Origin of the sequence: Pseudomonas sp. RtIB026, assembly GCF_016861355.2 — a bacterium.
GTDB classification, from domain to species: domain Bacteria; phylum Pseudomonadota; class Gammaproteobacteria; order Pseudomonadales; family Pseudomonadaceae; genus Aquipseudomonas; species Aquipseudomonas peradeniyensis.
Genome location: NZ_AP023348.2, coordinates 591,019 through 616,989, shown reverse-complemented (window position 1 = coordinate 616,989; position 25,971 = coordinate 591,019). Strand labels below are relative to the sequence as shown.

The 25,971-nt window shown below is 64.4% G+C and carries 22 protein-coding genes; 11 read left to right on the top strand and 11 right to left on the bottom strand.

Going from position 1 to position 25,971, the window contains the following annotated elements:
• Nucleotides 1–79 precede the first annotated feature (79 nt).
• The 3 genes from zigA to PRtIB026_RS02755 are packed head-to-tail and all read left to right on the top strand — an operon-like array spanning nt 80 to nt 2,929.
• A complete protein-coding gene (zigA, locus tag PRtIB026_RS02765; RefSeq protein ID WP_203649302.1) occupies nt 80–1,288 on the top strand; it encodes a zinc metallochaperone GTPase ZigA in 1,209 nt (402 codons plus the stop codon).
• Nucleotides 1,285–1,902, top strand: a complete 618-nt coding sequence (locus tag PRtIB026_RS02760; protein ID WP_203649304.1) for a DUF1826 domain-containing protein — start codon at nt 1,285–1,287, stop codon at nt 1,900–1,902. Before zigA ends, PRtIB026_RS02760 begins: the two co-directional genes overlap by 4 nt.
• Nucleotides 1,903–1,954: 52 nt before the next feature.
• Entirely contained in the window at nt 1,955–2,929 is a 975-nt protein-coding gene (locus PRtIB026_RS02755) for a CobW family GTP-binding protein (protein WP_203649307.1), read from the top strand.
• 8 nt (nt 2,930–2,937) lie between these two features.
• Here PRtIB026_RS02755 and PRtIB026_RS02750 read toward each other — a convergent pair whose 3' ends face one another.
• The gene (locus tag PRtIB026_RS02750; protein WP_023629680.1) at nt 2,938–3,330 is read right to left on the bottom strand and encodes a DUF3301 domain-containing protein; all 393 of its coding nucleotides are present in this window, start codon (nt 3,328–3,330) and stop codon (nt 2,938–2,940) included.
• A gap of 120 nt (nt 3,331–3,450) precedes the next feature.
• Here PRtIB026_RS02750 and pdxY point away from each other — a divergent pair, with 120 nt between their 5' ends.
• Nucleotides 3,451–4,323 carry a pyridoxal kinase PdxY gene (pdxY, locus tag PRtIB026_RS02745; RefSeq protein WP_203649315.1) on the top strand — a complete coding sequence of 291 codons (873 nt, stop codon included), beginning with the start codon at nt 3,451–3,453 and terminating at the stop codon, nt 4,321–4,323.
• Here the strand turns inward: pdxY and PRtIB026_RS02740 are convergent.
• Nucleotides 4,320–4,805, bottom strand: coding sequence for an acyl-CoA thioesterase (locus PRtIB026_RS02740; protein ID WP_050707577.1), 486 nt, complete (start codon nt 4,803–4,805; stop codon nt 4,320–4,322). The two genes, pdxY and PRtIB026_RS02740, sit on opposite strands and share 4 nt — an antisense overlap.
• 326 nt (nt 4,806–5,131) lie before the next feature.
• Here PRtIB026_RS02740 and PRtIB026_RS02735 point away from each other — a divergent pair, with 326 nt between their 5' ends.
• Nucleotides 5,132–6,892 carry a cation:proton antiporter gene (locus tag PRtIB026_RS02735; protein ID WP_203649317.1) on the top strand — a complete coding sequence of 587 codons (1,761 nt, stop codon included), beginning with the start codon at nt 5,132–5,134 and terminating at the stop codon, nt 6,890–6,892.
• Nucleotides 6,893–7,035: 143 nt separating this feature from the next.
• Here PRtIB026_RS02735 and PRtIB026_RS02730 read toward each other — a convergent pair whose 3' ends face one another.
• From PRtIB026_RS02730 to uvrD, 3 genes are all read right to left on the bottom strand, one after another.
• Complete coding sequence (locus PRtIB026_RS02730; protein WP_028689999.1) at nt 7,036–7,443, bottom strand: SMI1/KNR4 family protein; 408 nt, start codon at nt 7,441–7,443, stop codon at nt 7,036–7,038.
• A gap of 113 nt (nt 7,444–7,556) precedes the next feature.
• Nucleotides 7,557–8,405, bottom strand: a complete 849-nt coding sequence (locus tag PRtIB026_RS02725; protein WP_062360080.1) for a Tim44 domain-containing protein — start codon at nt 8,403–8,405, stop codon at nt 7,557–7,559.
• Between the two features lie 270 nt (nt 8,406–8,675).
• Nucleotides 8,676–10,859 (bottom strand): DNA helicase II, encoded by a 2,184-nt coding sequence (uvrD, locus tag PRtIB026_RS02720; protein ID WP_203649319.1) that lies wholly within the window; start codon nt 10,857–10,859, stop codon nt 8,676–8,678.
• A 239-nt stretch (nt 10,860–11,098) separates the two neighbouring features.
• Here uvrD and PRtIB026_RS02715 point away from each other — a divergent pair, with 239 nt between their 5' ends.
• Nucleotides 11,099–13,975 (top strand): EAL domain-containing protein, encoded by a 2,877-nt coding sequence (locus PRtIB026_RS02715; RefSeq protein WP_203649321.1) that lies wholly within the window; start codon nt 11,099–11,101, stop codon nt 13,973–13,975.
• An 89-nt stretch (nt 13,976–14,064) separates the two neighbouring features.
• On the opposite strand, the gene zwf is transcribed toward PRtIB026_RS02715, so the two are convergent.
• Nucleotides 14,065–15,507 carry a glucose-6-phosphate dehydrogenase gene (gene zwf, locus PRtIB026_RS02710; RefSeq protein ID WP_203649326.1) on the bottom strand — a complete coding sequence of 481 codons (1,443 nt, stop codon included), beginning with the start codon at nt 15,505–15,507 and terminating at the stop codon, nt 14,065–14,067.
• A 103-nt stretch (nt 15,508–15,610) separates the two neighbouring features.
• On the opposite strand from zwf, the gene hexR reads away from it, so the two are divergent.
• Both hexR and PRtIB026_RS02700 read left to right on the top strand, forming a co-directional pair.
• Nucleotides 15,611–16,477 (top strand): transcriptional regulator HexR, encoded by an 867-nt coding sequence (gene hexR, locus PRtIB026_RS02705; RefSeq protein ID WP_023630201.1) that lies wholly within the window; start codon nt 15,611–15,613, stop codon nt 16,475–16,477.
• 199 nt (nt 16,478–16,676) lie between these two features.
• Complete coding sequence (locus PRtIB026_RS02700; protein ID WP_203649329.1) at nt 16,677–16,895, top strand: PA3496 family putative envelope integrity protein; 219 nt, start codon at nt 16,677–16,679, stop codon at nt 16,893–16,895.
• On the opposite strand, the gene PRtIB026_RS02695 is transcribed toward PRtIB026_RS02700, so the two are convergent.
• Complete coding sequence (locus PRtIB026_RS02695; protein WP_203649331.1) at nt 16,837–17,784, bottom strand: LysR family transcriptional regulator; 948 nt, start codon at nt 17,782–17,784, stop codon at nt 16,837–16,839. The genes PRtIB026_RS02700 and PRtIB026_RS02695 overlap by 59 nt on opposite strands.
• A 204-nt stretch (nt 17,785–17,988) precedes the next feature.
• Here PRtIB026_RS02695 and PRtIB026_RS02690 point away from each other — a divergent pair, with 204 nt between their 5' ends.
• Both PRtIB026_RS02690 and oadA read left to right on the top strand, forming a co-directional pair.
• On the top strand, nt 17,989–19,404 hold the full coding sequence (locus PRtIB026_RS02690) for an acetyl-CoA carboxylase biotin carboxylase subunit (RefSeq protein ID WP_203649333.1): 1,416 nt from the start codon (nt 17,989–17,991) through the stop codon (nt 19,402–19,404).
• An 11-nt stretch (nt 19,405–19,415) separates the two neighbouring features.
• A complete protein-coding gene (oadA, locus tag PRtIB026_RS02685) occupies nt 19,416–21,224 on the top strand; it encodes a sodium-extruding oxaloacetate decarboxylase subunit alpha (RefSeq protein WP_203649335.1) in 1,809 nt (602 codons plus the stop codon).
• 166 nt (nt 21,225–21,390) lie between these two features.
• On the opposite strand, the gene PRtIB026_RS02680 is transcribed toward oadA, so the two are convergent.
• The 3 genes from PRtIB026_RS02680 to PRtIB026_RS02670 are packed head-to-tail and all read right to left on the bottom strand — an operon-like array spanning nt 21,391 to nt 23,157.
• Nucleotides 21,391–22,062: a GNAT family N-acetyltransferase gene (locus tag PRtIB026_RS02680; protein WP_203649337.1), complete on the bottom strand. Its 672-nt coding sequence runs from the start codon at nt 22,060–22,062 to the stop codon at nt 21,391–21,393.
• Between the two features lie 7 nt (nt 22,063–22,069).
• Nucleotides 22,070–22,516, bottom strand: coding sequence for a GNAT family N-acetyltransferase (locus PRtIB026_RS02675; RefSeq protein ID WP_203649339.1), 447 nt, complete (start codon nt 22,514–22,516; stop codon nt 22,070–22,072).
• 11 nt (nt 22,517–22,527) lie between these two features.
• Nucleotides 22,528–23,157, bottom strand: a complete 630-nt coding sequence (locus PRtIB026_RS02670; RefSeq protein WP_234562239.1) for an FMN-binding negative transcriptional regulator — start codon at nt 23,155–23,157, stop codon at nt 22,528–22,530.
• Nucleotides 23,158–23,247: 90 nt separating this feature from the next.
• On the opposite strand from PRtIB026_RS02670, the gene PRtIB026_RS02665 reads away from it, so the two are divergent.
• Nucleotides 23,248–24,786, top strand: a complete 1,539-nt coding sequence (locus PRtIB026_RS02665; protein ID WP_203649341.1) for a PLP-dependent aminotransferase family protein — start codon at nt 23,248–23,250, stop codon at nt 24,784–24,786.
• Nucleotides 24,787–24,865: 79 nt separating this feature from the next.
• Here the strand turns inward: PRtIB026_RS02665 and PRtIB026_RS02660 are convergent, their stop codons facing one another.
• On the bottom strand, nt 24,866–25,969 hold the full coding sequence (locus tag PRtIB026_RS02660; RefSeq protein WP_203649344.1) for an extracellular solute-binding protein: 1,104 nt from the start codon (nt 25,967–25,969) through the stop codon (nt 24,866–24,868).
• Nucleotides 25,970–25,971 lie beyond the last annotated feature (2 nt).

The window sequence follows — 25,971 nt, the reverse complement described above, 5'->3', positions numbered from 1 at the left end:
GGCTTGGCGAAATTGTATTGTTATAATATAACATTGTGCAATGCATCGATTCGAATGCGCCTGCCCGATGAGGTTAGTCATGCCCAACCGTCTCCCTGTCACCGTGCTGTCCGGCTTCCTCGGCGCCGGCAAGAGCACGCTGCTCAACCATGTGCTGCGCAACCGCGACAACCTGCGCGTCGCCGTGATCGTCAACGACATGAGCGAAATCAACATCGATGCCAGCGAGGTCCAGCGCAACGTCAGCCTGAACCGGGCCGAAGAAAAACTGGTGGAGATGAGCAACGGCTGCATCTGCTGCACCTTGCGCGAGGACCTGCTGGAAGAGGTGGCGCGGTTGGCGAGTGAGGGCCGCTTCGATTACCTGCTGATCGAGTCGACCGGAATATCCGAGCCGCTGCCGGTCGCCGAGACTTTCACCTTTCGCGACGAACAGGGGCGCAGCCTCTCCGACATGGCGCGCCTGGACACCATGGTCACCGTGGTCGACGGGCTGAACTTCCTGCGTGACTACCAGGCCGCCGAGAGTCTCGCCAGCCGTGGCGAGACCTTGGGTGAGCAGGACGAGCGCTCGATCAGTGACCTGTTGATCGAGCAGGTCGAATTCGCCGACGTGCTGTTGCTGAGCAAGATCGACCTGATCAGCCAGTCTGACCGCGAGGAGCTGGTGGCCATCCTGCGCAGCCTCAATGCCCGGGCGCAGATCGTGCCGATGGTGATGGGCCAGGTGGCGCTGTCGCGCATCCTCGATACCGGCCTGTTCGATTTCGACCAGGCAGCCCAGGCTCCGGGGTGGCTGCGCGAACTGCGGGGCGAGCATGTACCCGAAACCGAGGAATACGGCATCGCCGCCAGCACCTGGCAGGCTCGTCGGCCGTTCCACCCGCAGCGCTTCTTCGATTTTATCCACACGCCCTGGAGCAACGGCCGGTTGCTGCGTTCCAAGGGCTTCTTCTGGCTGGCCAGCAAGTATCAGGAGGCCGGGAGCTGGTCCCAGGCCGGTGGCATGATGCGTCACGGCCTGGCGGGGCGCTGGTGGCGCTTCGTGCCACGCGAGCAATGGCCGCAGGACGAAGAGAACACCGCGGCGATCCTCAAGCAGTGGTCGGTGGAAAGCGGCGATTGCCGCCAGGAACTGGTGTTCATCGGGCAGAACATCGACTTCCAGCGGTTATCCACAGAGTTGGAGGCCTGCCTGCTCACGGACGAGGAGATGGAAACTGGACCGATGGCCTGGCTGCGGCTACCCGATCCTTTCGGTGCCTGGCATGAGGACGCGGTGGCATGACTGTGGATATCCGCCAGGTGTTCGGTGAGTCGCCCCAGGTGATGACCGACATTCTTCAGGATGGCGTCAACCTGGCGGTCTGGCAGCGCCGCCTGCCGGCCCAGGTGGAGGACTTCGCCAACCTGGTGCTCAGTCTTGGCCAGTCCCTGGCCGATGAGCGGGTGATCGAGGTGGATGAACGCCACCCGCCGGCCTTGCCCGGTTTGCTCAGGGAGGCCGCTGATCTGCACGGCTATGACGGTTTCGTCGCGGATGTGGCCTGGCTGGTGGCCGCCTATACCTGCCTGCTGGGAGCCCGTCGTCTCGGTGTACGCGTGCGGGTACTGGACGGGGCGATGTGTCCGCGCATGCATGTGGACCATGTGCCGGTGCGCCTGCTCAGCACCTATGCCGGCGCGGGCAGCGAATGGCTGGCGGAGGGAGCGATCGATCGCGCGCGCTTGCAGCAGTCGTTACCGCCTGTGGATAACGTTCGGCGCCTGACGGCGGGAGAGGTGGCCCTGCTCAAGGGCGAGAAGTGGCTGGGCAACGAGGGCGCGGGATTGGTGCACCGATCACCGCTGACGCCTGCCGGGGAGCGCCGATTGTTGCTGAGCCTGGACTGGTTGGCATGAATCGCGGGGCCCGGCGGTATAGACTGCCATCAATCCCCCCCGATACCGAGCCATGCTGCAGGACATTCCCACCCATGTGATCGCCGGCCCCCTCGGCGCCGGCAAGACCAGCCTGATCCGCCACCTGCTGGAGCAGCGTCCAGCCGGCGAGCGCTGGGCCGTGCTGGTCAACGAGTTCGGCCAGGTCGGCCTCGATGCCGCCTTGCTCAGCCGCGACGAGGTGGGCATCGCCATCGGTGAAGTGGCGGGAGGCTGCTTGTGCTGCGTCAATGGCGCGCCGTTCCAGGTGGGGCTTGGCCGTTTGCTGCGCAAGGCGCGCCCGGACCGCCTGTTCATCGAACCGTCCGGCCTTGGTCACCCGCTCGAGTTGCTGGAGCAACTGGGACGCCCACCCTGGACTGGCGTACTGTCGGTCCAGCCACTGCTGATGGTGCTGGATGCCGCAGCCCTGTCCCGGGGCGGCGTCCTGCCTGAGGCTCAGCACCAGGCACTGGCGAAAGCGGGGATGCTGGTGTTCAACAAGGCGAGCGTTGTGGATGAAGCCGAACGCTTGTTGATAACTGCATCACTACCCGCAATACCGTCATGCTGGACGGATCACGGGGTACTGTCGCTTGCTGTATTGCCTGTTTCAACCCCCGTAGCAGTAGGCACTCTCGACCTTGGCAGCCTGCCTGTGGATAACGGTGCAGTGCCGTTGCCCACCCTGTGGACCGATCCACGACAGCCGATCTGCCAGTTTCAGCAGGGGGAGGGAGGTTGGAGCGTCGGCTGGCGCTGGCATCCCGACCAATGCTTCGACAATGCGGTGCTGCGCGGTGTTCTCGAGCAATGGGTGTGGCGCCGGGCGAAGGGTGTTATCCACAGCACGGAAGGCTGGCAGTCGTTCAACGGCCTGGAAGGCGGGACGCTGGAGTGGCGTTCCAGCGAATGGCGCAAGGACTCGCGTATCGAGCTGATCTTCGATCGACCGCAACCCTTGCAGGCCCTGCAAGCGGCCATCGGCGGCTGCCAGCTGATCCGTTGATCCGTTGATCAATTGCGCCAGCGGTTATGTTCCTGGCGCCACTGCTGCATCTCGATGACGTTGTCGGTACGCGGCGGGGTCTTGATCTCGAACGGATAGGGCGCGAGTTCAATCTGCATGGTGTGGGCGCCGAACTGGGTGACGGTGCCGGGGTGGCGTTGTTCACCGGTGACGGTGAACTCGAAGTTGTAGATGCGCGCCAGGCGCTTCCTGCCATTGGCGTCACGCACGAAGGCGATGCGTTTGAGCGCCACGGCGTCGTCGAGCAGTTCCAGGTCGAGCTTGGCGCAATGCTGCTTGACCCGTGCCAGGGCCTTTTCGCGCAGCCCGTGGTTGTGCCACAGCCAGGCGCCTGCGGTCGCCACCAGCATCAGGACGAAGAGGTTTTCCAGGGTCAGCATTTGCGTAAGCTCCAGACAGGTCGATCCAGCTTAACTGCGTCTCTGGCCTGTCGTACAGATGGCAATCGGGTTCATACTGCGGGCCGCACACTTATTCACACAGTTTCGGAATCGTCCCGCATGAAACGTACGCCGCACCTGCTCGCCATTCAGTCCCACGTGGTCTTTGGACACGCCGGCAACAGCGCCGCGGTGTTTCCCATGCAGCGGGTTGGGGTCAACGTCTGGCCGCTCAACACCGTACAGTTCTCCAACCATACTCAGTATGGACAGTGGGCTGGGGAAGTGCTTGCCCCAGCGCAAATTCCCGCGTTGGTGGAAGGCATTTCCAATATCGGTGAGCTGGGCCACTGCGATGCGGTGTTGTCGGGCTACCTGGGCAGTGCCGAGCAGGGGCGGGCGATCCTGGCCGGCGTCGAGCGGATCAAGGCGGTCAATCCTAAGGCCTTGTACCTGTGCGACCCGGTCATGGGGCATGCCGAGAAGGGCTGCATCGTACCGGCAGAGGTCAGCGAGTTCCTGCTCGAGGAGGCCGTCGCCAAGGCCGATATCCTGTGCCCGAACCAGCTCGAGCTGGATAGCTTCTGTGGCCGTCGCGCGCAGTCCCTGGACGATTGCGTGAGCATGGCGCGCGGGTTGCTGGAGCGCGGGCCGCAGGTGGTGCTGGTCAAGCACCTGAATTATCCACAGCGGGCGGACGACGCCTTCGAGATGCTGCTGGTGACCCGTGATGCCAGCTGGCACCTGCGCCGGCCCTTGCTGGCCTTCCCACGCCAGCCGGTGGGCGTGGGCGACCTGACCTCCGGGCTGTTCCTCGCCCGCGTGCTGCTGGGTGACGACTGGTTGCAGGCTTTCGAATTCACCGCCGCCGCGGTACATGAGGTGCTGCTGGAAACCCAGGCCTGTACCAGCTATGAACTGCAGCTGGTGCGGGCCCAGGATCGCATCGCCCATCCACGGGTGCGCTTCGAGGCGCAGCGCCTGATGTACTAGATCGAATCAGCCTTGAGGTTCTGGTAACGCTGTTCCAGCTCCTGGCGGATCTGGCGGCGTTGCTGGCCTTGCAGGAAGCGGCGCTTCTCCTCGCTGCTCTGCGGCTGGCGCGGCGGCACCTTCACCGGGCGACGGTCGTCGTCCACCGCGACCATGGTGAAGAAGCAGCTGTTGGAGTGGCGTACCGAGCGCTCGCGGATGTTCTCGGTGACCACCTTGATGCCCACCTCCATCGAGGTGTTGCCGGTGTAGTTGACCGAGGCGAGGAAGGTCACCAGCTCGCCGACATGCACCGGTTCGCGGAAAATCACCTGGTCCACCGACAGGGTCACCACATAAGTGCCGGCATAGCGGCTGGCGCAGGCATAGGCGACTTCGTCGAGGTACTTGAGCAGGGTGCCGCCGTGTACGTTGCCAGAGAAATTGGCCATGTCCGGTGTCATCAGGACGGTCATGGTCAGCTGGGCGTTTCCAGGTTCCATAGAGAGCTCACGGTGAATTTGCACGGATTCGGGGCGGGTATCTGCAGACACTTCTGTTTCCCCTCGTTGAGGTTTCCCATCCTGGTACGGGACGTCGGCTGACGCTCCATCGTCACGCCAATCTTGCCATGGGCGGTGTCGAATCGGCCGATCTGTTTCTGCATATTGCATCGGCAATTTGTGGCAAGGCGCGATGTTAACCTGACGACGCCCATGCAACGTGGGCTTTTGCGTCTATCACAAGAGTATGTGCCTGCTCCGCGCCGAAGGATCGTCCGGCAGAGGAGCGGTTCGCCCCGAGCACTGAAAACAAGGAGTATCACGCCATGCATGCCATCAGCTTCATCCAGGACCTGGCGGTGATCATGCTGGTTGCCGGGGTGGTCACCATCCTCTTTCATCGCCTCAAGCAGCCGGTGGTGCTGGGTTATATCGTCGCTGGTTTCATCATCGGCCCGCATACGCCGCCGTTCGGCCTGATCCACGACGAAGACACCATCAAGACCCTGGCCGAGCTGGGGGTGATCTTCCTGATGTTCTGCCTGGGCCTGGAGTTCAGCCTGCGCAAGCTGTTCAAGGTCGGCGCCACGGCCTTCATCGCGGCCTTCCTGGAAATCGTGCTGATGATCTGGATCGGTTTCGAGATCGGTCGCTGGTTCGGCTGGAACACCATGGATTCGCTGTTCCTCGGGGCGATCCTGGCGATCTCCTCGACCACCATCATCGTCAAGGCGCTCAACGACCTGAAGATGAAGAACGAGCGTTTCGCCCAGCTGATCTTCGGCGTGTTGATCGTCGAGGACATCCTCGGCATCGGTATCATCGCACTGCTGTCGGGCATCGCCGTCAGTGGCTCGGTGAGCTCCGGCGAAGTGTTCTCCACCGTGGGCAAGCTGTCGCTGTTCATGATCGTCGCGCTGGTCATCGGCATCCTGCTGGTGCCGCGGCTGCTGGCCTACGTGGCGAAATTCGAAAGCAACGAGATGCTGCTGATCACCGTGCTGGGCCTGTGTTTCGGCTTCTGCCTGCTGGTGGTCAAGCTCGAGTACAGCATGGTGCTCGGCGCCTTCCTGATCGGTGCGATCATGGCCGAGTCGCGCCAGCTGCTGAAGATCGAGCGCCTGATCGAGCCGGTTCGCGACCTGTTCAGCGCCATCTTCTTCGTCGCCATCGGCTTGATGATCGACCCGTCGATCCTGGTCGAGTACGCCTGGCCGATCGTGGTCATCACCCTGGCGGTGGTACTGGGCAAGATGCTCTCCTGCGGCTTGGGCGCGTTCATCGCCGGCAACGACGGGCGCACCTCGTTGCGCGTGGGGATGGGGCTTTCGCAGATCGGCGAGTTCTCCTTCATCATCGCCGCCCTGGGGGTGACCCTACAGGTCACCAGTGACTTTCTCTATCCGGTCGCAGTGGCGGTGTCGGCCATCACCACCTTGCTGACACCGTACCTGATCCGTGCCGCCGATCCGTTGTCGATCAGGCTGGGCAAGGTGGTGCCGAGCCGCGTGGCACGGGTGCTGTCGTTGTACGGCGAGTGGTTGCGCAGCATCCAGCCGCAGGGCGAGGGGGCCATGCTGGCGGCGATGATTCGACGCATTCTGCTGCAAGTCGGGGTCAACCTGGCGCTGGTGATCGCGATCTTCTTCAGTGGCGGCTACTTCGCCGGGCGCATCGGCAGCTGGTTGAGCGAGTGGGTGGCGGACGCCGGCCAGCAGAAGGCGATGATCTGGGGCGCGGCATTGCTGTTGTCGCTGCCGTTCCTGATCGCGGCGTATCGCAAGCTCAAGGCGTTGTCGATGCTGCTGGCGGAGATGGGCGTCAAGCCCGAGATGGCCGGGCGGCATACCCAGCGGGTACGGCGGGTGATCGCCGAGGTGATTCCGCTGCTGTCACTGCTGGTGATCTTCCTGCTGCTGTCGGCCTTGTCGGCAAGCATCCTGCCGACCAGCGAACTGCTGCTGGTCATCGTGGTGGTGGCGGCGGTGGTGGTGGCGCTGCTGTGGCGCTGGTTGATCCGGGTGCATACGCGGATGCAGGTGGCGTTGCTGGAGACGCTGGAGAACAGCCGCGATCATTCGCACTGAGCGGGCGGTTAACGCTTTCTGCGCAAGATTTCACCGTCGTCCGAGGGGATGGAGCGGTAGCAGTGTCGCCAGGCGCAGAGAGCCTGGCGATTCTACGAGTGATTGGTAGCTATAAGCCATCACTTTATGCGGGTATTTCTCATTCAGCTTTCCAGCCAGACATCCCGTGCCCAGTGCCAGACCGATTCCCAGCTTTCCTCGGTGACGATTTCTTCTTCGCCGGACCACAGCACCACGGTGCCGTCCTCTTCGACGCAGTAGTAGTCGTCTCCGTCCTGGCAGATGGGAATGAGATCGCGGGGCACACCGGCGTCCCAGGCGTTGGCCGCCACTTCCGGCAGGTAGGTGTGGGATTGCGGATCGGTCACGGTCACCGGCTCGAGGCTACCGTACACCACGTCGCTGACGGTCAGCAGGTATTCCTTGAACACGAACGGGATGTTGATGAACAGCTCTTCCTCGATCTCGACCAGCTGATCCTCGTCCGGCAGCTCCAGCGGCACCGGTACCGGCTCGTTGGCTTCACGGAGTTGTTCGATCACTTCTTCCACGGTTCACATCCTCTGACCTTATGACAACGCTGCGCGTTATACCCTAGTAGGCCGCTCTGGCAAAAGCAAAAACCCCGGGACAGGCCCGGGGTTTTTTCTGCAACGTGCGACGGTTAACCGTTTTGGCGGATACCGGCCAGCAGCCAAGGCTGGTTTTCGCCATGGGCGCGAACCATGTGCCAGCTTTCGCTGAAGGCTTCGCCCTGGTCGAAGCGCGAGGTCTTCGACACGCCACGGAAGGTCAGGGTGGCGTCGGTCTGGTCGGCGCGCTCGTCGACGCCGTCGAGTTGCACATCGAGGTCGTCGATGTAGGTGGACTGGAAGCCTTCACCCTGCTCGGCGCGCTCGCGCTTGAGGAACTCGAGCATCTGCGGGGTGACGAACTCGGCGATCTTGTCCATCTCGTTGGCGTCCCAGTGCTGCTGCAGCGACTGGAAGTGCGAACGGGCGGCGGACAGGAAGCTGGCTTCGTTGAACCAGGCCGGGGCGTTGATCACAGGCGAGGCGACCGGTGCGGCGGAGCCGCCGAAGATCGACTGCGGTGCGGCCTGCGGCTGTGCTTCGCGCTGGTACGGGGCGTGGCCGGCGGCAGCGTGTTGCGGCTGCTGCTGGCGACGGCGCGCGGCGATGAAGCGGAAGACCAGGAAGGCGATCAGGCCCATGATCAGGAAATCGAGGATCTGCATGCCGTCGAAGCCGTCGCCCATGAACATGGAGGCCAGCAGGCCACCGGCGGCGAGGCCGGCGAGTGGGCCCAGCCAGCGCGAGGCACCGCTGGCGGCAGCGGGTGCGCGGCCAGGAGCGGTCGGGGCGGCGGCAGGCGTGGTCGGGGTGGCCTGGCGGGTCTGGTGGATAGGCGCGGAGCCCGAGCTCTTGCCACCACCGAAGCGCTTGGCGTTGGCGTCGAGGCTCAGCGTCAGGCCGACGCAGAGCGCCAGAGCGATGCTAAGAAAACGTTGCATAAGATGGGGATTCCCGTTTGTGTGGATTGCACGCGCGTCATGGTGCACATGAACTGGCAGACATAGCCAGCGACAAGATGTTTCGAGCTTTTGCCTGATCGCCCGGATCTACGCGTTCACCTGTAGGAGCGGCCTTGCCGAGGCGTCGGACCGGCCGGAAAGGGCTGCGCAGCAGCCCCTGTTGCGGTGTGACGCTGAAATTGCCGGGGCCGCTTTGCGGCCCTTTCGCGGCACGAGGCCGCTCCTACAGGCGCGTGTCGTTCAGTCCAGTCAGATAGCTTCCAGCTTGGCGTAGCCCAGCATCAGCCATTTGCTGCCCTCGGAGAAGTTCACCTGCACCCGTGCCTGGGCCCCGGAGCCCTCGAAGTTGAGGATTACGCCCTCGCCGAACACCGCATGCTGCACCCGCTGGCCGAGGCTGAAGGCGGTCTGCGGGATGCTGGCGTTGGCGAACAGGCTGCTGGCCGGCGTCTTCGCGCCACCGAACGGACGGCTGACGGTGTTCGACAGGCGCACCTCCTGCACCAGTCCGGCGGGGATCTCCCGGACGAAGCGCGACACCTTGTTGTAGGTCTCGCTGCCATATAGTCGACGGGTCTCGGCGTAGGTCATGACCAGCTGGCGCATGGCCCGGGTAATCCCCACGTAGGCCAGGCGGCGCTCCTCTTCAAGACGACCGGGCTCTTCCAGGCTCATCTTGTGCGGGAACAGGCCTTCCTCCATGCCTACCAGGAACACGTACGGGAACTCCAGGCCCTTGGCACTGTGCAGGGTCATCAGCTGGATGCTGTCCTCGTGCTCGTCGGCCTGGGTGTCGCCAGCCTCCAGCGAAGCGTGGCCGAGGAACGCCGACAGCGGCGAGAGGTCGGCGTCTTCGTCACTGGTCTCGAAGTTGCGCGCCGCGCTGACCAGTTCCTCAAGGTTTTCCACCCGGGCCTGGCCTTTCTCGCCTTTTTCTTCCTGGTGATAGACGATCAGCCCGGACTGCTCGATGACCGTCTGGGTCATCAGGTGCAGCGGCATGTCCAGCACCTTGGCGGCGAGGTTCTCGAGCAGCTCGATGAACGCGCCCAGGGCGCTGGCGGCGCGGCCCTTGAGGGCCTTGGCGGCGAGCAGCTGGCACATGGCTTCCCACATCGACAGCTGGCTGTGGCGGGCGTGGTCGCGGATGGCCTCAACGGTCTTTTCGCCGATGCCCCGTGGCGGCACGTTGATCACCCGCTCTAGCGCCGCGTCGTTGCCGCGACCTTCGAGCAGGCGCAGGTAGGCCATGGCGTTCTTGATCTCGGCGCGCTCGAAGAAGCGCTGGCCGCCATAGATGCGGTACGGGATGCGTTCGCGCAGCAGGGCCTCTTCCAGCACCCGCGACTGGGCGTTGGAGCGGTACAGGATGGCCACTTCGTTACGCGCGTTGCCCTGCTTGATCAGGCTTTCGATGGTCTCGACCACGTAGCGCGCTTCGTCATGCTCGTTGTAAGCGGCGTAGAGCGTCAGCGGCTCGCCTTCGCCCATGTCGGTCCACAGTTCCTTGCCCAGGCGCCCGCTGTTGTTGGCGATCAGGGCGTTGGCGGCCTTGAGGATGCCGCCGGTGGAGCGGTAGTTCTGCTCCAGGCGGATCAGCTCGGCGTCCGGGAAGTCGGCGGTGTACTGGTGGATGTTCTCGATCTTGGCGCCACGCCAGCCGTAGATCGACTGGTCGTCGTCGCCCACCGCCATCAGGCTGTCGCCACCGGAGGCCAGCAGGCGCAACCAGGCGTACTGCACGGCGTTGGTGTCCTGGAACTCGTCCACCAGCAGGTGGCGGAAGCGGCGCTGGTAGTGCCTGAGCAGGTCCGGGTGGTCTCGCCACAGATCGAGGGCGCGCAGCAGCAGCTCGGAGAAGTCGATGACCCCGGCGCGGTCGCAGGCCTGCTCGTAGGCGACATAGATGTCGCGCATGGTGGCCAGGAACAGGTCGCCGCTGGCCTGGATATGGCGTGGGCGCAGGCCTTCGTCCTTCTGCCCGTTGATGAACCACTGGACCTGGCGCGCCGGCCATTTCTGCTCGTCCAGGCCCATCTCGCGGATCACCCGCTTGATCAGGCGCTGCTGGTCGTCGCTGTCGAGGATCTGGAAGTTCTGCGCCAGCCCCGCCTCCTGCCAGTGCGCCCGCAGCAGGCGGTGGGCCAGGCCGTGGAAGGTGCCGACCCACATGCCGGCCGGGTTGATGCCCAGCAGTTGCTCGATCCGCTGGCGCATTTCCGCCGCGGCCTTGTTGGTGAAGGTCACCGACAGGATCGAGTGCGGCGAGGCCTGCTCGACCTGGATCAGCCAGGCGATGCGGTGCACCAGCACGCGGGTCTTGCCCGAGCCGGCGCCGGCCAGAACCAGTTGGCGCCCCACCGAGGCCGCCACGGCCTGGCGTTGAGCGTCGTTGAGGGAGTTCAGCAGGAGGGAGAGGTCGTCATTATGCATCCGGGCATTCTATGGCCGCGCGAAGGCAGGGGCAAACGCCCCGGGTGCAAATCGCCGGGCGGACGCTCGACCGTTCATCGGTGGTCTTGCCCGGCACCCGTGGTTGAGCGGTCAGACCTGGACGCAGCAGACATTTTCGAAATCATGACGCAGAGCAGTTTGGTCCGACGCGGTGCTTGTGTATGCTCCCTGCACATTTGCGGTCAGCCATAACAAGAACACAAAAGAAACCAGCCAATATGACCCAGGATTGCGGGGCGATCGGAGCATCGCCGGAGACGACAAGGAGCGTTCGCAGGCAATTCGCCACCCAGCTGTCGATCGAGCGTACTCGCCTGCTGTACCAGGGCTCGTTGTTGCCCACCTTGTTCATGCTGCTCAACGGCCTGCTCTGCGCCTGGCTGCTGTGGAGCCCTGCGCGCTATCTGCTGGTCGGGGTGTGGCTGGCCTGGTTGCTGGCGCTGGTGGCGCTGCGGGTGATCCAGGTGGCGGCCTTCGACGCGGCGACGCCGGCGCGCCAGGCCAAGCCGACCTGGCGGCGCATGTTCCTGCTCGGCTCGGCGTTCAGCGGCCTGACCTTGGCCAGCGCGGTCATCGCCCTGGCGCCGGCGGACAACTTCGTGCAGCAGGCCTGGGTCTTCGGCCTGCTCGGCGCGGCGGCGTTGTCCGCCAGTGTCGCCTACGCGGTGAGCCTGCCGGCGTTTCTCAGCTTCGCCCTGCCGTGCCTGCTGCCGCCGATCGCGTTTCTGTTCGTCTATGACGCCGGGCACCAGCGCGGCTGGGGCTGGCTGGGGCTGATCCTGCTGGTGGCGCTGATGGTGGTGGCCTGGCAGGTCAATCGCCTGATCGAGCGCGGCCTGCTGCGCCGCTTCCAGAACCAGGCGCTGATCGAGCACCTGCAGAACGCCCAGCGCCATGGCGAGGGCCTCAACCGTCAGCTCAGCGCCGAGATCGCCCAACGACGCCGGGCCGAGGACGACCTGCGCAAGGCCCATGCCGGCCTCGAGCAGCGGGTGGCCCAACGCAGTCATGAGCTGGATCTGGCCAACCAGGCCCTGAGCAAGAGCGAGCAGCGCCTGGCCCTGGCCTTGCAGGCCAGTGAGCTCGGACTGTGGGACTGGAACCTGGAAACCGACGAGGTCCACCACACCCAGTTGCACACTTTATTTGGCCTGGATCCGGAGCAGGTCCGCTCGGTGCGCGCCGACCTCAAGCCGCGGCTGCATCCCGACGACCTGCCCGTGCTGCGGCGCACGCTGGTCGAGCACCTCAAGGGGCGCACCGAGGACTACCGGGTCGAGTACCGCATACGCCACGCCCAAGGCCACTGGTGCTGGATCGAGGACCGCGGGCGGGCGGTGGAGTCCGATAGCCAGGGCAAGGTCCTGCGCATGCTCGGCACCCGCCGCGACATCACTGTGCAGAAGGAACAGGAAGAGCAGCAGCGCCTGGCCGCGACGGTGTTCGAGGCGGCCAGCGAAGGGATCGCCATTCTCGATGCGGACTTCCAGTTGCTGGCGGTGAACCAGGCCTTCTGCGATGTCACCGGCTACGGCCGGGCCGAGCTGATCGCCCGCAATGCCCTGGAACTGCCTTGCAGCCGCGATGCCCGGCGCCACAGCCAGGCTATCGACCAGGCCCTGGAGCAGCAGGGTCGCTGGCAGGGAGAGCTGGTCGAGGCGCGCAAGAACGGCGAGCTCTACCCGCAGTGGCTGCAACTGAACAGCGTGAATGACCCTCGGGGACGGATCGTCAACATCGTCGGCTTCTTCACCGACCTGTCCGCACGCCGCGAATCCGAGGAGCGCCTGCGCTACCTGGCGCATTACGACGACCTCACCGGGCTGGCCAATCGCGCGCTGTTCCGCCTGCGCCTGCACGAGGCGGCGCAGCGCATGCGCCTGAACGGCCGCAGCCTGGCGCTGCTGCATGTGGACCTGGACCGTTTCAAGCTGCTCAACGAGAGCCTGGGCCATGAACTGGCGGACCAGCTGCTCAAGAAGATGGCCCAGCGCCTGGCCAACGCGGTGCCGGAGGCCGACACCGTGGCGCGCCTGTCCGGCGACGAATTCGCCGTGCTGTTCGACGGCTACACCAACCTGTCGAGCCTGGTGCGCGTCACCACCCGGCTGCTCGACAAGCTGCGCGTACCCCAGCGCGTCGGTGGGCACGAGGTGGTGATCAGCGCCTCGGTAGGTATCAGCCTGTTGTCCGACGCCACCCAGGACCTCAATGCCCTGGTCAGCCAGGCCGACATGGCCAAGCAGCATGCCAAGCATCTGGGCGGCGACAGCTTCCAGTTCTACACCGAGAGCTTGCGCGCCAGCACCCTGGAGCGCCTGCAACTGGAGAACCAGCTGCGCAAGGCCATCGACGAGCGCCAGTTGCTAGTCTACTACCAGCCCAAGCTGTGCCTGCGCACCGGCCAGCTGCATGCGGCCGAGGCGTTGGTGCGCTGGCTGCACCCCGAGTGGGGCATGGTGCCGCCCGGTGAGTTCATCGGCCTGGCCGAGGAGACCGGGCTGATCGCGCCCATGGGTGAGTTCGTGCTGCGCCAGGCTTGCTGGCAGGCGTGCGAATGGTTGCGCCAGGGCCTGGAGGTGCGCGTTTCGGTCAACCTGTCGGTGTACCAGCTGCGCCAGGGCAAACTGGTCAGCCTGGTGCGCCAGGTCCTGCAGGAGTCAGGCCTGGCGCCGCACCTGCTGGAGTTGGAGCTGACCGAAAGCCAGTTGCTGGACAGCGTCGAGCACATCATCACCACCTTCGAACAGCTGCACGCGCTGGGGGTGAAGCTGGCCATCGACGATTTCGGCACCGGCTACTCGTCGCTGAGCTACCTCAAACGGTTCCCGGTCGACTACGTGAAGATCGACCAGGCATTCATCCGTGGTCTGTTAGAAGGGACTCAGGACGCGGCGATCACCCGGGCGATCATTGCCATGGCCAAGAGCCTGCGACTGAAGGTAGTGGCCGAAGGGGTGGAAACCCGCGAGCAATTGCAGTTCCTGCGCGAGCACGGCTGTGACGAGGTGCAGGGTTACCTGATCAGCCGGCCGGTGGACGCGATCTCGTTCCGCGCGCTGCTTGATCGCTCGACGGCCGACCTGTTGCGCTGAAGGTCAGCCTTTTCAAGGCGTTGATAATAGGCGCCCGGCTTGGAGTTGTCGGGGCTGCTTTGCAGCCCGTTCGCGACACAAGGCCGCTCCTACAGGTGCCAGGCCTGGCCTTGGCGGGCCAACAGGCTGTTGGCCTGTTCCGGGCCATTGCTGCCGGCGGGGTAGGGACGTGGCGCCTGGAAGTGCTCCTCCCAGCCCTGCAGGATCGGGTCGATCCAGGCCCAGGCGGCCTCGACCTCGTCGCGGCGCATGAACAGTGTCGAGTCGCCTTCCAGCACATCCAGCAGCAGCCGCTCGTAGGCGTCCCAGCGGCGGGTCTGGGCGAAGGCCTGGGCGAGGTTCAGGTCCAGTTCGACCGGTGCCAGGCGCATGCCCTTGCCCGGGCTCTTGGTCATCATGCGCAGGCTGATGTGCTCGTCCGGCTGTAGCTGGATCAGCAACTGGTTGACCTGGCCGCCGCTGAACAGCTCGTGGGGCACCGGCTTGAACTGGATGACGATCTGCGACGAGCGCCGCGCCATGCGCTTGCCGGTGCGCAGGTAGAAGGGCACGCCGGCCCAGCGCCAGTTGTCGATGTGCGCCTGCACCGCGACGAAGGTCTCGGTGTCGCTGTCGTTGTCCACGTCCTTCTCGAAGTAGTAGGCCGGTACTTCCTGGCCGCCGATCTTGCCGGCGCCGTACTGGCCGCGCACGGTCTTGTCCTGCACGTCCTGGCCGGTGATGGGCTTGAGCGCGCGGAGGATCTTCACCTTTTCGTCGCGCACCGCCTCGGCCTCGAACTGCGCCGGCGGCTCCATGGCCACCAGGCAGAGCAATTGCAGCAGGTGGTTCTGCAGCATGTCGCGGGTGGCGCCGGCACGGTCGTAGTAGGCGCCGCGGTTTTCCACGCCAAGGGTCTCGCAGACGCTGATCTGCACATGGTCGACCTGGCCGTTGCGCCACACCGGCTCCAGCAGGGCATTGGCAAAGCGCAGCGCCATGAGGTTCTGCACGGTTTCCTTGCCCAGGTAGTGGTCGATGCGGAACACCTGCGGTTCGCTGAACACCGCACCGATGGCCTCGTTGATCGCGGTGGCCGACTCCAGCGAGTGACCGATGGGCTTCTCCAGCACGATGCGCGCCTCGCTGTCGGCAAGGCCGGCGATGCGCAGGTGGTTGGCGATGGGCACGAACAGCTTGGGCGCGGTGGCCAGGTAGAAGATCCGGGTCAACCCGCCAGGTTCGCCCAGGTAGCGGGCCAGGCGACCGAAGTCGGCGCTTTGCGCGGCGTCCATGGGGAAATAGTCCAGGCGTGCGCAGAAGCGCTGCCAGACGTCCTCGTCGAAGTCCTGGCGGGCGATCTGCGCCCGGCAGTGGCGTTCGGCGAGCTTGAGGTAGTCGTTGCGCGAAAGGTTGCGCCGGGCCAGGGCAATGATTCGCACGGCGTTGTGCAGGCGGGCCTCGCGATACAGGTGGTAGAGCGCCGGGAGCAGTTTGTGCAGGGCCAGGTCGCCCGTGCCGCCGAAGACCAGGATGTCGCAAGGAATCGTCAAACCACCACTCTCCACGTTCGTTTAGCTGGGCGGGTTGGCAAGCATGTAGTATAACTACAAGAAAGCTACATCCCGGCACGCCGATCATAACCGAGTCCAGCCCGTGAATCTGTTGCAACATATCGACCAATCGCGGCACCTGCTGCGTAAATCGGAACTCAAAGTGGCCGACCATGTGCTGCTCGATCCGGCTGCCGTCATGCACAGCTCGATGGCCGACCTGGCGCACAGCGTGGGGATCAGCGAGCCAACCATCGTGCGCTTCTGCCGGGCGATAGGCTGTTCGGGCTTCCAGGACCTCAAGCTCAAGCTGGCGCAGAGCCTGGCCGCCGGCGCCAGTTTCGGCCAGTTTGCCATCCATGAAGACGACTCGGTCGCCGACTACAGCCTGAAGATCTTCGACACCACCCTGCACACGCTGATGGAAGTGCGCGAGCACCTCGACCCGCAAGCGCTGCAGCAGGCGGTGACCGCCATGGCCCAGGCCCAGCGCGTGGAGTTCTACGGTTTTGGCGCTTCCGGCGCGGTCGCGGCCGATGCCCAGCACAAGTTCTTCCGCCTGCTGCTCAGCGCCGCGGCCTATTCCGACCCGCACATGCAGGCGATGTCAGCGGTCACCCTGAAGCCGGGCGATGTGGCGGTGTGCATTTCGCAGTCGGGGCGTTCCAAGGACCTGCTGATCACCGCCAACCTGGTGCGTGAAAGCGGCGCCAACCTGATCACCCTGTGCCCGAGCCAGACGCCGCTGGCCGAATTGTCGACGGTCAACCTGGCCATCGATGTGCATGAAGACACCGAGATCTACACCCCGCTGACCTCGCGTATCGCCCACCTGGTGGTGATCGACGTGCTGGCCATGGGCGTGGCCATGGCCCGTGGGCCAAGCCTGGTCAACCACCTCAAGAGCGTGAAGCGCAGCTTGCGCAGCCTGCGTTTGTCGCCGAAGTCGATCAAGGCCACCGACGACTGATCGCCTGTACCGGCCCATTCGCGGGTAAACCCGCTCCCACAGGATTCCCCTCCAGCCTCAGGTGCTGTGGTGAATCTGTGGGAGCGGGTTTACCCGCGAATGGGCCGACAGAATTCATCGATCTGTCACCCTTTGGCAGCGAAACGGCAAAACAAGCTTGCCAGTCTGAAACTCCCGCATCCTATCTGGGAGAAAGGCAATGGCACATGATCACGCAGGTGTGTACCAACCCAACGCCAAGGCTCGCAAGCAACAGGAAAAGGACCAGCGCCGCATGGAGTTCCGTCGCGCGATCGAAAGCTACTGCGACCAGCGCCAGCTGCTGCGCGAACTGGCCGACTACCCCGACCTGCAGGACATCACGGTGTGGCAGGTATCGGCGGCAACTTCCCCGAGAAACGCTCAACAAGCCCACTGATTTGCGCACGTTCGCCGCGGATGAACGCCTGGAACGCCAAGGCGACCGGCGACTGGCGCTTGCTTTTGGATTGCACCAGGCACCAGCTGCGGTACAGCGGCAACTCCTCCACCGGCAGTTCCCTGAGCACGCCGGTGGCCAGCTCCAAATTGACTGCGTGGCGGGTCAGCAGGGCGATGCCCAGGCCGGCCACCACGCATTCGCGCTGGGCATCGGTTGAGGCTACCTCGAGGGTCTGGGTGAAGTGCACGCGCTTGTCCTTGAAGAACTCCTCGCAGGCCTTGCGCGTGCCCGAGCCCTGCTCGCGAACCAGCAGGGTATGAGGTTCGAGGTCCTGCAGGCGCAGTTGCTCCAGCTTGCACAGCGGGTGGTCCGGCGGTGCCACGGCGATGATCGGGTTGTTGAGGAAGGGCAGGAATTCCAGACCCATGTCCTGGGGCACCATGGACATGATGGTCAGGTCGTCGCGGTTGTCCGAAAGGCGCCGGATCGCCTGGGCCCGGTTGACCACCGTGAGGGTGAGGTTGACCTCCGGGTGGCGCTGCTTGAAGGCGGCGAACAGGTGTGGCACGAAGTACTTGGCGCTGGACTCGATCGCCAGTTTCAGCTGCCCCTGCAATGAGCCCTGCAGGTCCGACAGCTGCATGTCGAGGTTCTCCAGGCGCCCGAAGATATCCCGGCTGGCGCGTTGCAGCGCCTCGGCCGCCTCGGTCAGGTAGAGCTTCTTGCCGACGTACTCGAACAGCGGCTGGCCGACCAGCTCCTCGAGTTGGCGGATCTGTAGACTAACGGCGGGTTGCGTCAGCGCCATCTCCTCGGCCGCCCGGCTGTAGGAGCGCAGATCACACACCTCGTTGAACACCTGCAGCTGACGCAAAGTCATACGCATCAAGGACTTACGCATTTTCTCCAGTGCTCCGGCAAAACCTTGTTACCTAACTATAAGCTTTTGCTAATACTGCCCCTAACAAATATTGATTTTTGTTTATCGTCCTTCAGCGCTAGGGTGAATATGCGACTGGCCAGCGACGTCTGGTCACGCGCCGACCGGTAGAACCGGATCGTCTGTTCCTACGGCTTTGGGAAGACTCCAGTGATAACAAAAATCCTGATCGCCAACCGGGGTGAGATCGCAGTTCGGATCGTGCGTGCCTGCGCCGAGATGGGCATTCGCTCCGTCGCGATCTATGCCGACGCCGACCGTCACGCCTTGCACGTCAAGCGCGCCGACGAGGCCTACAGCATCGGTGCCGAGCCCCTGGCCGGCTACCTGAACCCGCGCAAGCTGGTGAACCTTGCTGTCGAGACCGGCTGTGATGCCTTGCATCCAGGCTACGGTTTCCTGTCGGAAAACGCCGAACTGGCGGAAATCTGCGCCGAACGTGGAATCAAGTTCATCGGCCCGTCCGCTGATGTCATTCGCCGCATGGGCGACAAGACCGAAGCGCGTCGCACCATGATCGCGGCCGGTGTGCCGGTCACGCCCGGCACCGAAGGCAACGTCGCCGATATCCATGAAGCCCTGCGCGAGGGTGACCGCATCGGTTACCCGGTGATGCTCAAGGCCACCTCCGGTGGCGGCGGGCGTGGCATCCGCCGCTGCAACAGCCGTGAAGAGCTGGAGCAGAACTTCCCCCGTGTCATCTCCGAGGCCACCAAGGCCTTCGGCTCGGCGGAAGTGTTCCTGGAAAAATGCATCGTCAACCCCAAGCACATCGAGGCGCAGATCCTCGGTGACAGCTTCGGCAACGTGGTGCACCTGTTCGAGCGCGATTGCTCGATCCAGCGCCGCAACCAGAAGCTCATCGAGATTGCTCCGAGCCCGCAGCTCACCCCCGAGCAGCGCGCCTATATCGGCGACCTGGCGGTGCGCGCAGCCAAGGCGGTGGACTACGAGAACGCCGGTACCGTGGAGTTCCTGCTCGCCGATGGCGAGGTGTACTTCATGGAAATGAACACGCGGGTGCAGGTGGAACACACCATCACCGAGGAAATCACCGGCATCGACATCGTCCGCGAGCAGATTCGCATCGCCTCCGGCCTGCCGCTGTCGATCAAGCAGGAAGACATCCAGCACCGCGGCTTCGCGTTGCAGTTCCGCATCAACGCCGAAGATCCGAAGAACAACTTCCTGCCCAGCTTCGGCAAGATCACCCGCTACTACGCTCCCGGCGGCCCCGGCGTGCGCACTGACACGGCGATCTATACCGGCTACACCATCCCGCCGTTCTACGACTCCATGTGCCTGAAACTGGTGGTCTGGGCACTGACCTGGGAAGAAGCCATGGACCGCGGCCTGCGAGCCCTGGACGACATGCGCGTGCAGGGGGTGAAGACCACCGCCGCGTATTACCAGGAAATCCTGCGCAACCCGGAATTCCGCAGCGGGCAGTTCAACACCAGCTTCGTCGAAAGCCACCCTGAACTGACCAACTACTCGATCAAGCGCAAACCCGAAGAGCTGGCCCTGGCCATCGCCGCCGCCATCGCCGCGCACGCAGGCCTGTGAGGAACCGAACAATGTCCAAGAAAATCTTTGTTACCGACACGATCCTGCGCGACGCCCACCAGTCTCTGCTGGCCACCCGCATGCGCACCGAAGACATGCTGCCGATCTGCGACAAGCTCGACAAGGTCGGCTACTGGTCGCTGGAAGTCTGGGGCGGCGCCACCTTCGACGCCTGCGTGCGCTTCCTCAAGGAAGACCCGTGGGAGCGCCTGCGCAAGCTGCGCGCCGCATTGCCCAACACCCGCCTGCAGATGCTCCTGCGCGGCCAGAACCTGCTGGGCTACCGCCACTACAGCGACGACGTGGTCAAGGCCTTCGTCGCCAAGGCGGCGGTCAACGGCATCGACGTGTTCCGCATCTTCGACGCCATGAACGACGTGCGTAACCTGCGCGTGGCCATCGAGGCGGTGAAGGCCGCCGGCAAGCACGCCCAGGGCACCATCGCCTACACCACCAGCCCCGTGCACACCATCGATGCCTTCGTGCAGCAGGCCAAGCAGATGGAAGCCATGGGCTGCGACTCGGTGGCGATCAAGGACATGGCCGGCCTGCTGACCCCGTTCGCCACCGGCGAGCTGGTCAAGGCGCTGAAGGCCGAGCAGTCGCTGCCGGTGTTCATCCACTCCCACGACACCGCCGGCCTGGCCGCGATGTGCCAGCTCAAGGCGGTGGAAAACGGCGCCGACCATATCGACACCGCGATTTCCAGCTTCGCCTGGGGCACCAGCCACCCGGGTACCGAATCGATGGTCGCCGCGCTCAAGGGCAGCGAGTTCGACACCGGCCTGGACCTGGAGCTGCTGCAGGAGATCGGCCTGTATTTCTACGCCGTGCGCAAGAAGTACCACCAGTTCGAGAGCGAGTTCACCGCCGTGGACACCCGCGTGCAGGTCAACCAGGTGCCGGGCGGGATGATTTCCAACCTGGCCAACCAGCTCAAGGAGCAGGGCGCGCTCAACCGCATGAACGAAGTGCTGGCGGAGATCCCGCGGGTGCGTGAAGACCTCGGCTTCCCGCCGCTGGTGACCCCGACCTCGCAGATCGTCGGCACCCAGGCGTTCTTCAACGTGCTGGCCGGCGAGCGCTACAAGACCATTACCAACGAAGTGAAGCTGTACCTGCAGGGCGGTTACGGCAAGGCTCCGGGCGTGGTCAACGAGCAGCTGCGCCGCCAGGCCATCGGCAGCGAGGAAGTGATCGACGTGCGCCCGGCCGATCTGCTCAAGCCGGAGATGGCCAAGCTGCGTGCCGATATCGGCAGCCTGGCGCACTCCGAGGAAGACGTGCTGACTTTCGCCATGTTCCCCGACATTGGCCGCAAGTTCCTCGAGGAGCGCGAAGCCGGCACCCTCAAGCCCGAAGCCCTGCTGCCGATTCCGGAAGCCGGCGCGGTGGGCTCGGTGGGCGGTGAGGGCGTACCGACCGAGTTCGTCATCGACGTGCACGGCGAGACCTACCGCGTCGACATCACCGGCGTGGGCGTCAAGGCCGAAGGCAAGCGCCACTTCTACCTGTCCATCGACGGCATGCCGGAAGAAGTGGTGTTCGAGCCGCTCAACGACTTCGTCGGCGGTGGCGGCAGCAAGCGCAAGCAGGCCAGCGAACCGGGCCATGTCAGCACCACCATGCCGGGCAACATCGTCGATGTGCTGGTCAAGGAAGGCGATGTGGTCAAGGCCGGCCAGGCAGTGCTGATCACCGAGGCGATGAAGATGGAGACCGAAGTCCAGGCGGCCATCGCCGGCAAGGTCGTGGCCATCCACGTGGCCAAGGGCGACCGGGTAACCCCGGGCGAGATCCTGATCGAGATCGAAGGCTGACAGAAGCCTTCATCTGCAAGCGGTTAACCTCTGGGGAGCGAATGCTCCCCTTTTTTTGTGCTGGGTTTCCCGGCCCCTTCGCGGGTAAACCCGCTCCCACAGAGTCGGCGCCCAACCTGTGGGAGCGGGTTTACCCGCGAAGAGGCCGGTGAGGTTTGAGCAAGACTCAGCCTTGACGGCATGTCTCCAAGGTTCGCACCTGACCTTCAGGTTGCTGGTTATCCACACTCAACCAGCGCTCGAACCCCGCCGCCACCGCCGGCCATTCGCCGTCGGTAATCGAATACCACGCCGTATCCCGGTTGCGGTCCTTGACCACCATGTGCTGACGGAACACGCCCTCGAAGACGAAGCCGAAGCGCTCCGCCGCCCTCTTGGAGCGGGCATTGGCGTCGTTGCATTTCCATTCCAGCCGGCGATTGCCCAGTTCGAAGCCCAGTTTGCCCAGCAGGTACACCGCCTCGGTGCCTTTCGGCGTGCGTTGCATGGCGGCGCCGAAGGCGATGTGGCCGATCTCGAAGCGGCCCTGTTCCGGGACGATCGACATGTAGCTCAGGATGCCTTGAGCCTGGCCGCTGGCGCGGTCGATCACGCTGTAGAACAGCGGATCGCGGCTGGCGGCGTTGCCTTGCAGCCAGTGGTCGAAGCCGGCGCGCCCGGCAAACGGGCCGTAGGGCAGGTAGTCCCACAGCACCGGGTCCGAACCAGGACCTTGCAGTACTTTCCAGAGGTCGTCGCCATGGCGGGCCGGATCGAGCTTTTCCAGGCGGATGAAACGGCCTTCGATAGGGTCGGCCTTGGGTGTGCCGGCGGGCTTCCAGTTCAATGCGTCGTTCATCTTCGGCCTACAGTGCTTTGCGAAATTGAATGAAGCCTGGCCGCTCGGCGACCTGTTCGTACAGGCTGATGGCGGTGGCGTTGGTCTCATGGGTCAGCCAGTGCACCCTCGTGCAGTCGGCGGCCTTGGCCGTCGCGTAGACATGCTCGATCAACTGGCGGCCAATACCCAGACCGCGTTGCTCGCTGTCCACGTAGAGGTCCTGCAGGTAGCAGGAATTCTGGATGCTCCAGTTGGTGCGATGGTAGATGAAGTTGACCAGGCCCACTGCCTTGCCGTCGACCCAGGCAAGGGTCGAATGGGTGGGCTCGTTGGGGTCGAGCAGGCGTTGCCAGGAGCTGAGGTAGATCTCGTCGGCCAGTTCGGTCTGGTAGAAGCGCAGGTAGGCCTGCCACAGGGAGCGCCAGGCGGCGTGATCGTGGGCGCCGACCGGGCGCAGGGTAACGTGGCTCATGGGCTTTTCCTTCAGAGATCGCGCATGTGCGCGGCGAGTTGGTTGTCCAGGTGGTCATTGCTGGCGCCGAGGCCTTCGCGCACGCCGGCAATGTCCTGCGCCGAGCGGTTCTGGCTCAGCTTGCGCGCACCTTGCAGGCGGCTGATGGGCAGGCGGATGCCGACGATGGCGCGGAGCATGCTGTCGAGGTAGTCGCTGGGGGCGTCAGACACTTTCCAGGGTTCGTTGCGGTGTTGTTCATGGCGTTCGGTGAGGCGGGTGACGATGCCCAGCAACGACTGGGCGTTGTGGATAACTTCGACCGGGCCGTAGGCGTGCACAGCCAGGTAGTTCCAGGTCGGCACCACCTTGGGGTTGTCCGCCTTGCTCGGGTAGTAGCTCGGGCTGACGTAGGCATCGGCACCGGGAAACACCAGCAGCGCCTCGCCCCCTTGCTCCAGGTCCTGCCACTGGCGGTTGGCCCGAGCGAGGTGGGCGTAGACCGTGCCGAACTCGCCTTCGCCGGTCTCGACCAGTACGGGCAGGTGGGTGGCCAGCAGGCCCTGTTCACCCTGGCTGACCAGCAGCGCCAGGCGGGTTTGCAGCATGTGCCGGTGCAGGCGGTCGAGGTCGTGTTCCTGGTGGGGCTTGTTGTTGTACATGCTGGATGTCCTTGTTGAATGGCTCCATGCTAGGCAGGCTATTGGCTCTGGGTAAGAGCCATTCACGGCTGTTTTCATAGGTCCAATGCCATGATCGAACGTTGCCATCCTCTGCCTTTCGACCCCACGGGTATCGTCCTGGACCGCCGCCGCGGGCTGAGCCAGCAGCTCTACCATGCCTTGCGCGCCAGGGTTCTGGATGGGCGTTTGGGCAGCGGCACGCGGTTGCCGGCCACCCGCGACCTGGCGGCGATGCTGACGCTGTCGCGAAACAGCGTGGTGCGGGCCTACGACCAGCTGTATGCCGAAGGCTTCATCGAGAGCCGGGTCGGCGATGGCACCTATGTGAGCCAGCTACCGAAACTATCCACACAATTATCAACAGGGTTATCCCTGGGTTTATCAACAGACTTATCCACATTTCGCACTGCGGATACTGAGGATTTATCCAGTCAGGCTGTCATCAGCGAGCCCCTGCAACGTCTGAAAAATCATCATTTGCCGCTGCCCAGGGGCGGGGCACCCAGGGCTTTTCGCGTGGGTGTGCCGGCGTTCGACCTGTTCCCGTTCGAGGTGTGGGCCAAGCTGCAAGCGGGTTTCTGGCGAAATCCCGACCCGGCGATGCTGGGTTATGGCGACCCGGCGGGTGAGTGGCAGCTGCGCGAGTTGATTGCCACCTACCTGCGACGCTCGCGGGGGCTTTACTGCGCGGCTGAACAAATTGTGATCACCAGTGGCGCGCAGGAGGCCATCAGCCTTTGTGCACAGCTGTTGTTGCAGCCCGGCGATGGCGTGGCTGTGGAAAACCCGGGGTACCGGGCTGCCGGGCATGCGTTCGCGATGGCCGGGGCGACGCTCAGGGGTGTGCCGGTGGATGCCGAGGGCATGGACTGCGCGAGACTGGCCGAGATGCCCGAGTGCCGGCTGGCCTACGTGACGCCTGCCCACCAGTACCCCACGGGTATCACCATGAGCCTGGCTCGTCGCCTGTCGTTGCTGGCCTGGGCCGAGCGCCAGGATGGCTGGATCCTCGAGGACGACTACGACGGCGAGTACCGTTACAGCGGTGCGCCGCTGGCGCCACTGGCCGCGCTGGACCGCCAAGGGCGCGTGCTGTACGTGGGGACCTTCGGCAAGATCGCCCTGCCGGCCCTGCGCCTGGGATACCTGGTGCTCCCTGGGCGTCTGGTGCAGGCGTTCAGTCAATGCCGGGCGCTGGCGGTGCGCCATTCGGAGGTTGGTACCCAGTGCGTGATGGCGCAGTTCATGGCCCAGGGGCATTTCCAGCGGCATGTCCGCCGCATGCGCCGGGCTGCGCTGGCGCGGCGCAATGTGCTCCAGGCTGGCTGGCCACAGGATGTGCCGGGGCTGGGGGCCATGCCGGTGGTGGCGGCGGGGCTTCATGTGAAGGTGGATGTGGATAACTTCGCGCAGGAACAGGACCTGGTGGCTCGGGCGGAAGCGGTGGGGGTGGAGGTCAATCCGCTGAGCAGCTACTGGCTGGAGGACAGCGAGGAGCCTGTGGATAAAAGGGCGGGGCTGGTGCTGGGGTTTGCGGCGGTGCCGGAGGCGCAGATCGCGGATGCGTTGATGCGCCTGCGCAAGGCTTGGCGGCCTATTCGCGGGTGAACCCGCTCCCACAGGGTATATGCCGTACCTCGCATGGTGCGACACCTGTGGGAGCGGGTTTACCCGCGAAGCAGTCGACTCAGGTTCCCGACTTGATCTTGGTCCAGGCCCGCGTCCGTGCCCGCTCGGCATCCCGCGGCAACGGCTTGAGGGTATACAGCTTGGCCATCGCCTCCGCCGTCGGGTACAGGTTCGGGTTGTTGCGGATCGCCGGGCTGACCTTGTCGGTCGCATCCTTGTTCGGGTTCGGGTAGCCGACGAAATCGCTGATCGGCGCGATCACCTCAGGCCGCAGCAGGTAGTTGATGAAGGCATGGGCATCCTCCGGGTTGGCGGCATTCTTCGGGATTGCCAGCATGTCGAACCAGATCGGTGCGCCTTCCCTGGGCAGGCGCATGTCCACCACTACGCCGTTCTTCGCCTCGTGGGCGCGGTTGGCGGCCTGGGAGAAGCTGCCCGAATAGCCCACCGCCACGCAGATGTCGCCGTTGGCAATGTCGGCCATGTACTTGGAGGAGTGGAAGTAGGTGACATGCGGGCGAATCTTCAGCAGCAGGTCCTGGGCCTTCTGGTAGTCGGCCGGCTTGCCGCTGTTGGGGTCCAGGCCCAGGTACGACAGGGCCAGCGGCAGGATCTCCGACGGCGAGTCGAGCAGTGCCACGCCGCATTGCTTGAGCTTGGCGATGTTCTCCGGCTTGAAGATCAGGTCCCAGCTGTCCACCGGAGCGTTGTCGCCGAGCACGGCCTTGACCTTGTCCGGGTTGAAGCCGATCAGCACGGTGCCGTACATGTAGGGCACGGCGAACTTGTTGCCGGGATCGTTGGCCTCGATCAGCTTCATCAGCGCCGGGTCCAGATGTTGCCAGTTGGGCAGCTTGGTGCGATCGAGCGGCTGGAACACGCCGGCCTCGATCTGCTTGGCGAGGAACACATTGGACGGCACCACCACGTCGTAGCCGGAGTTGCCGGTCAGCAGTTTGGCCTCCAGCGCCTCGTTGGTGTCGAAGATGTCGTAGACCAGTTTCACCCCGCTGTCCTTCTGGAAGTCGGTGAGGGTCTGCGGGGTGATGTAGTCGAACCAGTTGTAGACCCGCAGGGTGCGCTGGTCGGCGTGGGCCTGGAGCGCGCCGGCGAGCAGGCCGGCGGTGATGAGCGGGGCGAGCAGACGCTTGAGTCGGACCATGT

Excerpts from the sequence above, each read along its gene's own strand:
- PRtIB026_RS02715 (WP_203649321.1), top strand. The coding sequence starts at position 11,099 with ATGACCCAGGATTGCGGGGCGATCGGAGCATCGCCGGAGACGACAAGG.
- PRtIB026_RS02675 (WP_203649339.1), bottom strand. The coding sequence starts at position 22,516 with ATGAGCCACGTTACCCTGCGCCCGGTCGGCGCCCACGATCACGCCGCC.
- pdxY (WP_203649315.1), top strand. The coding sequence starts at position 3,451 with ATGAAACGTACGCCGCACCTGCTCGCCATTCAGTCCCACGTGGTCTTT.
- uvrD (WP_203649319.1), bottom strand. The coding sequence starts at position 10,859 with ATGCATAATGACGACCTCTCCCTCCTGCTGAACTCCCTCAACGACGCT.
- PRtIB026_RS02700 (WP_203649329.1), top strand. The coding sequence starts at position 16,677 with ATGGCACATGATCACGCAGGTGTGTACCAACCCAACGCCAAGGCTCGC.
- PRtIB026_RS02660 (WP_203649344.1), bottom strand. The coding sequence starts at position 25,969 with ATGGTCCGACTCAAGCGTCTGCTCGCCCCGCTCATCACCGCCGGCCTG.
- PRtIB026_RS02665 (WP_203649341.1), top strand. The coding sequence starts at position 23,248 with ATGATCGAACGTTGCCATCCTCTGCCTTTCGACCCCACGGGTATCGTC.
- PRtIB026_RS02670 (WP_234562239.1), bottom strand. The coding sequence starts at position 23,157 with ATGTACAACAACAAGCCCCACCAGGAACACGACCTCGACCGCCTGCAC.
- PRtIB026_RS02750 (WP_023629680.1), bottom strand. The coding sequence starts at position 3,330 with ATGCTGACCCTGGAAAACCTCTTCGTCCTGATGCTGGTGGCGACCGCA.
- PRtIB026_RS02725 (WP_062360080.1), bottom strand. The coding sequence starts at position 8,405 with ATGCAACGTTTTCTTAGCATCGCTCTGGCGCTCTGCGTCGGCCTGACG.
- oadA (WP_203649335.1), top strand. The coding sequence starts at position 19,416 with ATGTCCAAGAAAATCTTTGTTACCGACACGATCCTGCGCGACGCCCAC.
- PRtIB026_RS02695 (WP_203649331.1), bottom strand. The coding sequence starts at position 17,784 with ATGCGTATGACTTTGCGTCAGCTGCAGGTGTTCAACGAGGTGTGTGAT.
- PRtIB026_RS02735 (WP_203649317.1), top strand. The coding sequence starts at position 5,132 with ATGCATGCCATCAGCTTCATCCAGGACCTGGCGGTGATCATGCTGGTT.
- PRtIB026_RS02760 (WP_203649304.1), top strand. The coding sequence starts at position 1,285 with ATGACTGTGGATATCCGCCAGGTGTTCGGTGAGTCGCCCCAGGTGATG.
- PRtIB026_RS02680 (WP_203649337.1), bottom strand. The coding sequence starts at position 22,062 with ATGAACGACGCATTGAACTGGAAGCCCGCCGGCACACCCAAGGCCGAC.
- PRtIB026_RS02755 (WP_203649307.1), top strand. The coding sequence starts at position 1,955 with ATGCTGCAGGACATTCCCACCCATGTGATCGCCGGCCCCCTCGGCGCC.
- PRtIB026_RS02740 (WP_050707577.1), bottom strand. The coding sequence starts at position 4,805 with ATGGAACCTGGAAACGCCCAGCTGACCATGACCGTCCTGATGACACCG.
- zigA (WP_203649302.1), top strand. The coding sequence starts at position 80 with ATGCCCAACCGTCTCCCTGTCACCGTGCTGTCCGGCTTCCTCGGCGCC.